This window comes from Actinoplanes sp. NPDC051388, assembly GCF_055586225.1.
In genome coordinates this window covers 418765-429813 of record NZ_JBVJIP010000007.1, presented here as the reverse complement: position 1 = coordinate 429813, position 11049 = coordinate 418765, and the positions used below count along the sequence as shown (strand labels likewise).

9 protein-coding genes are annotated in these 11049 nt (G+C 72.4%); 4 read left to right on the top strand and 5 right to left on the bottom strand.

Annotated elements, in window-relative coordinates; genetic code table 11:
• Positions 1–19: 19 nt before the first annotated feature.
• The gene (locus ACZ6TI_RS20600) at positions 20–661 is read right to left on the bottom strand and encodes a TetR/AcrR family transcriptional regulator (protein WP_465346696.1); all 642 of its coding nucleotides are present in this window, start codon (positions 659–661) and stop codon (positions 20–22) included.
• Between the two features lie 68 nt (positions 662–729).
• Between ACZ6TI_RS20600 and ACZ6TI_RS20595 the strand changes: the two genes are divergently transcribed.
• Positions 730–2544 (top strand): AMP-dependent synthetase/ligase, encoded by a 1815-nt coding sequence (locus ACZ6TI_RS20595; RefSeq protein WP_465346695.1) that lies wholly within the window; start codon positions 730–732, stop codon positions 2542–2544.
• A gap of 4 nt (positions 2545–2548) precedes the next feature.
• On the opposite strand, the gene ACZ6TI_RS20590 is transcribed toward ACZ6TI_RS20595, so the two are convergent.
• From ACZ6TI_RS20590 to ACZ6TI_RS20580, 3 genes are all read right to left on the bottom strand, one after another.
• A complete protein-coding gene (locus tag ACZ6TI_RS20590; protein WP_465346694.1) occupies positions 2549–3652 on the bottom strand; it encodes a hypothetical protein in 1104 nt (367 codons plus the stop codon).
• Between the two features lie 88 nt (positions 3653–3740).
• Positions 3741–4265 carry an RNA polymerase sigma factor gene (locus ACZ6TI_RS20585; RefSeq protein WP_465346693.1) on the bottom strand — a complete coding sequence of 175 codons (525 nt, stop codon included), beginning with the start codon at positions 4263–4265 and terminating at the stop codon, positions 3741–3743.
• A 51-nt stretch (positions 4266–4316) separates the two neighbouring features.
• The gene (locus ACZ6TI_RS20580) at positions 4317–5159 is read right to left on the bottom strand and encodes a helix-turn-helix transcriptional regulator (protein ID WP_465346692.1); all 843 of its coding nucleotides are present in this window, start codon (positions 5157–5159) and stop codon (positions 4317–4319) included.
• 221 nt (positions 5160–5380) lie between these two features.
• On the opposite strand from ACZ6TI_RS20580, the gene ACZ6TI_RS20575 reads away from it, so the two are divergent.
• Entirely contained in the window at positions 5381–6724 is a 1344-nt protein-coding gene (locus ACZ6TI_RS20575) for a discoidin domain-containing protein (RefSeq protein ID WP_465346691.1), read from the top strand.
• Here the strand turns inward: ACZ6TI_RS20575 and ACZ6TI_RS20570 are convergent.
• On the bottom strand, positions 6721–9579 hold the full coding sequence (locus ACZ6TI_RS20570) for a helix-turn-helix transcriptional regulator (RefSeq protein ID WP_465346690.1): 2859 nt from the start codon (positions 9577–9579) through the stop codon (positions 6721–6723). The two genes, ACZ6TI_RS20575 and ACZ6TI_RS20570, sit on opposite strands and share 4 nt — an antisense overlap.
• Positions 9580–9819: 240 nt before the next feature.
• Here ACZ6TI_RS20570 and ACZ6TI_RS20565 point away from each other — a divergent pair, with 240 nt between their 5' ends.
• Both ACZ6TI_RS20565 and ACZ6TI_RS20560 read left to right on the top strand, forming a co-directional pair.
• Positions 9820–10086 carry a nickel-binding protein gene (locus ACZ6TI_RS20565; RefSeq protein ID WP_465346689.1) on the top strand — a complete coding sequence of 89 codons (267 nt, stop codon included), beginning with the start codon at positions 9820–9822 and terminating at the stop codon, positions 10084–10086.
• The gene (locus ACZ6TI_RS20560) at positions 10083–10919 is read left to right on the top strand and encodes a class I SAM-dependent methyltransferase (protein WP_465346688.1); all 837 of its coding nucleotides are present in this window, start codon (positions 10083–10085) and stop codon (positions 10917–10919) included. The genes ACZ6TI_RS20565 and ACZ6TI_RS20560 overlap by 4 nt, the downstream gene beginning before the upstream one ends.
• Positions 10920–11049 lie beyond the last annotated feature (130 nt).

Sequence of the window (11049 nt, the reverse complement as noted above, 5' to 3'; positions counted from 1 at the left end):
GGCAGACCTCCATGAGGTGTCAGGGGCGGCGCCGGATCAGCGCGTCGAAGCTGGCCCACACGTTGTCAACGAAGTAGTCGGTCACCTGTTCCCGGCTGATGTCCGGGTGCGCGAGCCACCAGCGGCCCAGCTGCTCGGCGCTGCCGGTGGTGGCGTGGGCGAACGCGTCCACCTGCTGCTGATCGTGCTGCGGCAGGTGCGGCTCGATCAGGTCGGCGAGCAGGTTGACGGTGCGGAACCGCTCGCGGGCCAGCTCATCGCCCAGGGCGCTGCTGACCAGCCCGCCGGGGGCGAAGAGCAGCTGCCACCGGCGCGGGTCGCGCTCCAGCACCCGGTAGTACGCAGCGGCGCCGCGGCGCAGCTGCTCGAGCGGGTCGTCGGTGCCGGCCACCGCGCGCACGACATCGCTGTTGAACTGGTTGCGAGCCCGGCGCACGCAGGCCAGATAGACGCCTTCCCGGCTGCCGTAATGCTCGTAGACGACGGGCCGGGTCACGCCGGCGGCGCGGGCGATGTCCTCCATCGAGGTGCGGTCGTAGCCGCCGGCCAGGAAGAGCTCCTCGGCGACGTCGAGCAGCTGCTGCTCGCGCGCCGCCCGGGTCATCCGGCGCCGACCGGTGCGCAGCGCGTCCACCGAGACGGGTTCAGTGGAGGGCTTCACAACGAGCAGTCTAAGGCCGTAACTTACAAGGCGTAGGTTACAGCTTGTAAGTTAACCGGAGGTCAGCGATGACCGACGAACTCGCCCGTTTCCACGACCTCGACCGCCGATCGCCCGCCTCGCTCGGCGCCCTGTTCGAGGCCCGCGTCGCCGCCACGCCCGGCACGGAGGCCTATCGACGGCCCGACGGCCGCGGTGGGTGGCGCTCGCAGACCTGGGCCGAGACCGGCCGCGTCGCCGATGAGATCGCGGCCGGCCTGCTCGACCTCGGCGTGGTCCGGGAGGACCGGATCGCGATCATGTCGTCCACCCGGGTGGAGTGGATCGAGGTGGACCTCGGCGTCATGTGCGCGGGCGCCGCCACCACGACGATTTATCCCACGTCCACCCCGGACGACGTCCTGCACATCCTCGCCGACTCGGACAGCCGGGTCGCGGTCGTGGAGCACGCCGATCACCTCGCCATGGTGCTGGCCGCCGGCTCGCCGGTGCGGCACGCCGTGCTCATCGACGGACCCGCACCGTCCGATGTGGATCGGGTGACGACCCTGGCCGAGTTGCGGGAGCGCGGCCGGCGGCTGCTGACTGCCACGCCCGCCGCGGTCACCGACGCCACCGCCGCGGTGCGCCCCGACGACCTCGCCACGCTCATCTACACGTCCGGCACCACCGGCCGGCCGAAAGGTGTCCGGCTGTCCCACCGCAGCTGGCTCTACGAGGCGAACGCCGGGCACGCGATCGACCTCGCCGGGCCGGACGACGTCGCCTATCTGTGGCTGCCGCTGGCCCACTCGTTCGGAAAGATGCTGCTGGCCACCCAGATCGCGATCGGCCACGCCGCCGTTGTGGACGGCGATCCCTCGCGCATCATCACCAACCTGCCGGTGGTGCGGCCGACGCTGATGCCGTCGGTGCCCCGGATCTTCGAGAAGGTGCACGCCGGTGTCGTCGCGGCCGCCCACCGGGACGGCGGGATCAAGGCGCGGCTGTTCGACTGGGCGATCAGCGTCGGCCACGAGGCCGCCGAAGAGGGCCGGCCGGGCTTCTGGCTCGCCACGCGCCACGCGGTCGCCGACCGTCTGGTGTTCGCGAAGATCCGGGCCCGCTTCGGCGGCCGGATGCGCTACATGATCTCCGGCGCCGCCAAGCTGTCCGCCGACCTCAGCCGGTGGTTCGACGCCGTCGGACTGCCCATCCTGGAGGGCTACGGGCTGACCGAGACCTCCGCCGCCATGTTCGTCAACCGGCTCGGGCGGCCCGAACACGGCACGGTCGGCCTGCCGCTGCCCGGCTCGGAGGTCGTCATCGCCGCCGACGGCGAGATCCTGCTGCGTGGTCCCGGGGTGATGCAGGGCTACCACGGGCTGCCCGAGGCGACCGCCGAGACGCTCGTCGACGGCTGGCTGCACACCGGCGACATCGGCGAGATCACGGCGCGCGGCTCGCTGCGGATCACCGACCGGAAGAAAGACCTGATCAAGACGGCCGGCGGCAAATACGTGGCGCCGCAGCACATCGAGACGCTGTTCAAGGTGATCTGCCCCCTCGTGAACACCATCGTCGTGCACGGCGAGGGCCGGCCGTTCATCACCGCGCTGATCGACCTCGACGCCGACGCCACGCGGGCGTGGGCGGCCGGCCACCAGCTCGCCGGCGCGACCCACGCCGAGATCGCCCGGTCGCCCCAGCTGGTCCGGGTCATCGAGGCGCACATCGGCGAGCTCAACGCGGGGCTGGGGCGGTGGGAGAGCATCAAACGGTTCAGCGTCCTGGAACGCAACCTGACCGTCGAGGGTGGCGATCTGACGCCCTCGCTGAAGCTCAGGCGCCAGATCGTGGAGAAGCGGTACGCGGCGGTGCTCGACGAGCTCTACCGCCGATGAATCATCAGGCCGAACGCAACACGATGTAGCCGGAACGCACGGTCTCCTGGGCCACGCCGACCACGCCGTCGCGGTCGATGCCGACCACGTCCACCGCGATGTCGTGCGCCGGCTCGGTGAACAGCGTGGTCTGCCCGGCACTCCAGCGGAACGGCACGGCCATGCTCTGCGGGCCCGGCCAGACGGTCCCGGTCACGTCGCCGCGATCGTTGATGTCCGAGCCGCCGCCGACATAGCCGGGCAGCCCGATCTCGGTCATCCGGCCGGCCCGCCAGATCACCGGGCGCGAGTCCCGGAGGTCGTACCGGGCCACGCCGGTCACCACACCGGTCGCGTTGATGTCGCCCACCCCGCCGGAGATCGCGTCCGTGCCCGCGAGCAGGTCGGTCATCCGGCCGTCCTGCCACCGGAACGGGTGCTGGTCCGCGGAGCCGGCGACGGTGCTCGCCCCGACGACCTGACCGCGATCGTTGACGGCCACCGGGCGGCTGACGTCGCCGCCCAGGGTGCCCAGCTCGGTCATCCGGCCGTCCTGCCACAGCACGGCCCGCTCGGTCTCGGCGTCCTGCGCGGTGACGGTGCCGATGACCAGGCCCCGGTTGTTGAGGCCCACGGCCCGGCTGTTCAGGCCGGCGGGGGTGGGCAGCGTGGTGCGGCGCCCGCGCTGCCACAGGACCGCACGGGAGGCGCCGTCCTGATCGGTCACCGTGTAGGCGACCTGGCCGCGGTCGTTGATCGACGGCTCCCCGAAGGACAGCACCGAACTGCGCTGCAGGTGGGTGATCGCGCCGTCGCGCCACAGGAACAGGCCGCCTTCGGCGTACCCGACGATCTGGCCCTTGTCGTTGATCGCGGTCGGCCACGCGTTGGCGAGACCGAGCGCGGTGGGGGAACTCCGGCCCTGCCACCAGACCACGGCCTCGCTGCCGGTGGTGGCGCCGGAGCTGACCCCGATCAGGTCGCCGCGGTCGTTCATCGCGTTCGCGAACGAGTCCCGGCCGCCCAGCGAGTCGAGCTGGACCAGGCGCCCCGGGTCGGCGGGCAGTGCCGGGCTGACCACGGTGGCCAGCCCTACGACGGTGGAGGTGAGAACGGAAATGAAAGGCAAGGTGCCAACTCCTTGGGTAGCTGCTTGTACCCTGTTGGTCACCGTGCGCTGCGTTCCGGTTCGGTGAAAGGGCTGTCGCCTTGGCGACTCAGCCGAGACTCTCGCGCAGCAGCCGCCGCGCCTCGTGGATTCGCGACTTCACGGTGCCCTGCGGCACCTCCTGCAAGTCCGCGATCTCCGCGTAGCTCAGGCCGACCAGGTCGCGCAGCGCGACCGCCTCGCCCAGCTCCGGTTTCAGCTCGGCCATCGCGTCGAGCAGATCGAGCCGGCTCGTCGCGATCACGCTGGTGCGGCGGAAGTCCGCGACGTCGGGCTGGAGGTCGAGGGACTCGGTGCGCCGCGAGTCCGCACGACGGTAGGAGGAACGGGCGCGGTTGGTGGCCAGCCGGTAGAGCCAGGTGCGGAAGGACGAGCGACCCTCGAAGCCCGGCAGGCCGCGCGCGACCGCGAGCAGGGTGTCCTGGCACGCCTCCTCGGCGTCCTCGCGATTGGCCAGCACCCGCGAGCAGAGCCGCAGGACCTCGGGCCGGACCGTCACCAGGAGCACGTTGAGGGCGGCCAGGTCACCGCCGGAGGCGATCCGGGCCAGGTTTTCGACGTCCGCTGCGGGCATGGCATGCCGTCCTCTCGGACTCACTATGCACCCGCGCGGCCGAGCCGGCGGCTACGAGCTGACGTATTGAGCGCCAATCACGGAAAGGAGTTGGAGCTTCTGGTAGCTCTCGGTGCCCGGGACGGCGGTGTAGACGAGCAGGATGTGTGACTGCGCCGGGTCCACCAGGTGCTGGCAGGCGAGCTCGAGCAGTCCGAGTTCCGGGTGGATGAAGCGTTTGCCGTCGTCGAAGGCCAGCCCGACCTCATGACCGGCCCACAGCGCGGCGAACTCCGGACTCTCGGCGAGCAGCAGGTCGGCGAGGCGGGCGGCGCGGGAGCCGGGACCGCGCATCGTGGCCATCCGGCGCACCCCGGCGGCGAAGACGCGGGACATCCGGTCGTGGTCGTCCGGGTGGTAGCGGACGCGGACGGCCGGGTCGGTGAACCATCGGTAGCCGATGCTGCGGGCCGGACCGGTGTATCGGGTGAGGTCGCCGGTGAGGGCGACGCCGAGCGGGGCCTGGCGGAGGGTTTCGCCGAGTTCGGTGACGATCTCGGCGGGGCTGTCGGTGAGCCGGTCGAAGATGCGCAGCAGGCCGGGACTGATGTGTTCGCTGGTGGTGCCGCGGGCGGGTGGATTGTGCCCGGCCAGGCGGAACAGGTGGTCGCGTTCGTCGAGGGAGAGGTGCATGCCCTGGGCGATGGCGGCGATGAGCTTGTCCGACGGGTGCGGCCCGCGCTCGCGCTCGAGGCGGCTGTAGTAGTCGACGGAGAGATGGCAGAGGGCGGCGACCTCCTCGCGGCGCAGCCCGCTGGTGCGGCGGCGTTGACCTCTGGGCAGGCCGACGTCCTCGGGTTGCAGCGCTTCTCGACGGCTGCGCAGGAACTCGGCAAGCCCGGCTCGGTCGATCATGTCTGCGTTTGTACCGCAGATGGCTAAGTGCCATCCACGGATCGCCGATCCCCCTATCCGGCGCGGCTGTTGAGATGACCCAGCACGAGCTGCCCGCGCCACGCGGGCGCCGGACAACAAAACCTGCTCGGTCAGGTATTCGTGCCTTGACCCGGGGCGTGGGTGGGCCAAGGATAAATATCGACAGATCTCGATTGGGTGGCGGCGAGGGGATCACACTCATGCGGGTTCGCATCATCGTTCTGGCCATCGTCGCCTCCGTGCTGACGGCCGGTGCGCCGGCGTCGGCGCAGCCGCTGGCCGCCGGGCGTTCGGCCGTCTACGGCGGCGGCCCTTTCTACAGCGGCGGCCAGGCGGTGATGGACAACCTGAGGTCGTCCGGATTCACCACCGTGGTGCTCTGGGCCATCCACGTCCGGGCCGACACCGGTGACCTGTGGCTCAACGACATCCGCATCGTGTCCGGCGGGCAATACGTGGGCGATCCCGGCTGGCCGGCCCGGCTCGCCACCCTCAAGCAGGCGCCCACCTCGGTCAACCGGATCGAGGTGTCGGTCGGGTCGGCCGGGCCCAACGACTGGGGCGCGATCGCCTCCCTGATCGCCCGCGACGGCACCGGACCGGGCAGCGTCCTCTACCGCAACTTCCAGGTGCTGCGCGCCATTACCGGCGCCGACGCCATCAACGACGACGACGAGCAGCAGTACGACCTGACGAGCACGACCGCGTTCGCCGAGATGGTCATCGGGCAGGGGTATCGCTTCACCTTCGTGCCGTACACCAACATCGCGTTCTGGCGCAGCCTCAAGAACAACCTGGGCGCCGCCGTCGACCGGGTCTACCTCCAGGTCTACGCGGGCGGTGCGGGCAACAACCCGGCCACCTGGGCCCAGCAGCTGGGCATGCCGGTCGACCCGGGCCTGTGGAGCCGGCACGGCTCCGGATGCGCGAGCGGTGACACCCCGGCCACTGTCGAGAGCCGGATGCGCGGCTGGGTGACCTCGGCCGGCATCCAGGGCGGGTTCCTGTGGCTCTACGACGACATGCAGGCCTGCGCGGCGCAGGGCACCCCGGCGCAGTACGCGGCCGCGGTCAACAACGCCACCGGATCGGCGCCGGTGACCGTGCCGCCGGGCCGCAACATCGCGCTGAACCGGCCGGCCACCGGGTCCGCGTCGTGCGCCACCACCGAGTCGCCGGCGAAGGCGGTCAACGGCAGCGTCTCCGGCGGCACCGGCGACAAGTGGTGCTCGCCGGCCGCCACCAAGCAGCTCCAGGTCGACCTCGGCGCCACCAGGTCCTTGACCGGTTTCGTGGTGCGGCACGCCGGAGCCGGTGGGGAGTCCGCCGGGTGGAACACCCGCGACTTCGACATCCAGGTCTCGGCCGACGGGACCACCTGGACGACGGTCGTGCGGGCTCGCGCCAACACCGCGAATGTGACCAGCCATGTCACTCCGGCGTCCGGCCGCCATGTGCGCCTCGGCGTGCTCACCGCCGAGCAGACCGCGAACACCGCGGCCCGCGTCTACGAGTTCGAGGTCTACAGCGAAGCGACCACCTAGCCCGGCTCGGCGGCGCCGTCGATCGAGGTCACCCAGGCCGCGATCTCGGAACGCCGGCCGGCGCCGAGCTTGGCCCGGATGTGTTCCAGGTGGGCCCCGGCCGTTCGCACGGTGATGCGCAGCTGTTCGGCGATCTCCCGGTTGGTGAGGCCGCGGGCGACCAGGCGGGCCACCTCGAACTCGCGCAGCGTCAGCGGCGACCAAGCCTGGGCGGCGTCGTGCTTGTCGAGACGCGCGGCGATCACGCCGGCGGCGTCGAGCAGGGGCTTGGCGGACACCGCCGTCGCGGCCGCGCGCACCTCGCCGACCAGCGTCGACGCCTCCGTGCGGCGGTTCGAGGCGACCGCGCACCGGGCCAGATCGAGGGCGCACCACTGGGCCTCCCACCACCGGTGCCGGGCCGACCAGGCGGTGTGCGCGGCGCTCAGCAGCTCGCGCGCCTGACCGGTGCGGCCGGCGGCGAGGCGCAGCAGGCCGGCGGCGTGGTCGACGGCGGGCAGGGTGCCCGGGATCCCGCGCGCCGACAGATCGGCGCCGACCCGGTCGGCCCAGTCCTGCGCGCCGGCCACGTCCTGCTGCGCGAGCCGTGCCCGGGTGCCGGTGACCAGGAACGGGAAGAGGTTGGCCGCGTCCGCGACCGCGTGCGAAGCCTGGTAGCCGGCCTCGGTGAGGGCGACGGCGGCGCCGTGGTCCTGGCGGAGCAGCGCGCACTCGGCGAGGCCCCACAGGGCGGGGGCGAAACGCTGCAGTTCGCCCATCGCGTCGCCGGCGGCGCGTGCCTCGGTCAGCGTACGCACGGCGGACTCGAAGTTTCCGCGGCCGAGCGCGACGAATCCGGCCACGTGCAGCGCCGTGATCCGCGTGGTGATGCCACCGTCGTCCTCGACCAGCGCCCGCTGCACCGCCCGGTCGGCCTCGTCCCACCGGCCCCGGCACCAGCGGACGTGGGCGAGGTGGCCGGTCATGTAGTGGCGGTGGTTGGACTGCTCGGTGCGGGCGGCGTACTCGATGCCCTCGGCCAGCCAGTGCTCGGCGCGGTCGTATTCCACCAGAGTGGACGCCGACGATCCGATCATCCGGTAGCCGCGTGCGGCCTCCGCCTCCAGGCCCAGCTCCCGGGCCCGGCGGGTGGTCTGCTCGAGCTGGCCCCAGCCCTCGTCCATCCGCCCGGCGAACACCAGCACCGAGCCCAGGGTGGCCGCCGTGTTCAGCCGGGTCCGCTCGTCCTCCGCGCCGGACGCCGCCAGTGCCCGCTCCCCGGCGCCGATGGCGTCGTCCAGGCGGTCGTCGACCAGGTAGGCCGCGGCGGTGGCCGCCAGCAGCGCGGCCCGGACCCGCTGTCCCCCTTCGGCGAGCCCCTGTTCGAGCAGCTTGACGCGGGCCGGCAGCGGGTCGCCGAGCAGGTGGCGGGCGGCGACCATCCCGGGGAGCAGGGCGGCGGCCGCCACCGGGTCGCCGTCCTCGATCAGCAGGTCCCGCGCCTGCGCGTAATCCTCGGCCGCCTGGGCGTTCCGGTCGGTGGCGGTCGCCTCGGCGGCGCGGCGGGTGAGGAGGTCCGCGCGCCGCCGGCGGTCCGCCGTGCGCAGGCAGCGCACCGCGCGGTTGAGCAGGTCGAGCGCCTCCTGATGCGACGACAGCGCGGCGGCCCGCTCGGCCGCCACCGCGGCGGTGTCCGAGGCCTCGGCGAGCTGCCCGGCCGCCTCGTAGTGCGCCGACCGGTAGGCGTCGCCGCCCAGGTCCGGGCGGTGCCGGGCCACCTCCGCCACCCGCGCGTGCAGGTCACGACGCCGGGCCACCGGAGCGTTGCCCTCGATGGCGTCCCGGATCAGGGCGTGCCGGAAGGCGAACCACCCCGGCGGGTCCTCGTGGACGAAATGCCGCTCGACCAGTTCGTCGAGGCTGGCCGCGACCTCCGGCGCCGGGCCCGCGTGCACCGCGGTCAGCAGGTCCAGGTCGAACGTGCGCCGGATGACGGCGGCGGCCAGCGCGGTGTCCCGGGCGGCCGGCGTGAGGGCGGTGAAGCGGTGGTGGATCGCCTCGGCCAGCGTCTCCGGCACGTACGACGGGTCCGCGGACAGCCGGCCCTGCGCGGCGGCGTTCACCAGCTCCTCGACGTGCAGCGGCACCCCTCCGGACCGCTGATGGACCAGCTCGACCAGGTGCGGCGACACGGACCGGCCGGGCAGCAGCTCGCCCACCATGGTGCGGATCTGGTCGAGGTCCAGCCGCTGCAGCCGGGTCTCCTCGGCCATCCGCTGCAGCAGCAACCGGGACCGCCAGGATCGCACCGCGGCGTTCTGGTGCAGCTCGTCGGTGCGGAGCGTGCCGACTACCAGCAGCGGCAGCGACGGCAATCGGCGGGCCACGTGCGCGACGATCTCCAGGCTCAGCTCGTCGCACCAGTGCAGGTCCTCGAGCGCCAGCAGCGCCGGACCGTCGCCGGCCAGCGCGGCCAGCCGATCCGCCGCGTCGAGCACGAGCAGCCGGCGGCGCCGGTGCGCGTCACCGCTGTCGGCCGGCGCCTCGGCCACCTCGGCGAGATCGTCCACGAGTGCCCGCCCGCGGGCGGCGACGTCCGCGCGACCGGACCGGGACATGGCGTGGCCCAGGTCCAGCAGCAGACCCGCGGACAGCTCCACATCCTGCGGAAACGCGCCGGCGGACCACAGCCGGAAGCTCTCGGCCGAGGCCAGCCGCTGCATCTCGTGCAGCAGCCGGGTCTTGCCGATGCCGGCCTCGCCGGCGAGCAGCAGCAGGTGGCCGTGGCCGGCGCGCACCGCGGCGACCCGGCGCTTCGCGAGGGCGAGCAGGTCGTCCCTGCCGTGCATCGCGGAGGTGCCGATGTCCGTTGCCATTGCCGACCTGCCCACCCCACGCTCCTGCTCGGATCGACGCCGGCTCGTCGGGCATTCGACCGATGACCGATGCGGCGCGCCCTTGGAGGCTAAGCCTCGTCGCAGTCCACTGACCAGGAGATATCCATGGCAACGTCGATCGATGCCGAGCCGCCGGCTGATCGGGCATTCGACCGATGACCGATGCCGCCCAGGCCCGGAGGCTGAGCCTCGTCGCAGATCACCGATCAGGAGAACGCCATGGCCAGGTTCATCGACGTCCACTCGGGATTCGTCGGCGCGACCGAGGACCACCTGCGGGCCGTGCACCACGGCCAGCGCCGGGTCGAAGCCGCGGAGGGTGTGCGCATCGAGCGCAGCTGGCTCGATCCGGAGTACGGCAAGGTCTTCTGCCTCTCCACCGCCCCCAGCAAGGAAGCCGTGCTGCGGGTGCACGACCAGGCCGGGCATCCGGCCGCCGAAGTTTACGAAGTTCCGTTCGAAGTACCCCGAAAGGAAATCCCATGACAACGTCGATTCACTCCACCGAGGCTGACCGCGCACTCAAGGCCAAGCACCGGGCCATCTGGGCCTCGGGCAGCTATGAGACCGTCGTCAACCAGCTCGTCTCGCCGCTCGGGCCGATCCTGGTGCGCGCCGCCGAGGTGAAACCCTCCGACCACGTGCTCGATGTGGGCGCCGGCACCGGCAGCGCCAGCATTCCCGCCGCGGCGCTCGGCGCCCGGGTGGTCGCCTCCGACCTGACCCCCGAGCTGCTCGAGATCGGCCGCCGGGACGCCGAGGCGGGCGGCCTGCACCTGGACTGGCGGACCGCGGACGCCGAGGCGCTGCCGTTCGGCGACGACGAGTTCGACAAGGTGCTGTCCTGCATCGGCGTGATGTTCGCCCCGCACCACCAGGCGAGCGCCGACGAACTGGTCCGGGTGTGCCGGCCGGGTGGCACGATCGCGCTGCTCAGCTGGACCCCGGGTGGCTTCATCGGCCAGGTGTTCGCGGCCATGAAGCCGTTCGCGCCGCCGCCCCCGCCGGGCGCGCAGCCGCCGCCGCTGTGGGGCAGCGAGGAGCACGTGCTCGGGCTGCTCGGTGGCCGGGTGACCGACGTCGAGGTCCGGCGTCAGACGCTCGAGGTGACCCGCTTCGACAAGCCGGAGGACTTCGTGGCGTATTTCAAGACCAACTACGGTCCGACGATCGCCGCGTACCGCTTCATCGCCGACGACCCCGAGAAGGTGGCGGCCCTCGACCAGGCCCTGACCGACGTCGGGCGGCGCTTCGACCGCGGCTCGGACAAGACGGTGCTGGACTGGGAGTACCTGGTGGTCACCGCCCGCAAGAGCTGATCGTCGGCAACACCGGAGGGGCGGGGCGTGGGTCGGCCCGGCCCTCCCCAGGTTGGGTCGGCCCCCCGGGTCGCGCGAGGGTGGGGGGGACGGGACGACTCCCGGCTCGCCTTCCGTCCCAGCCGGTCGG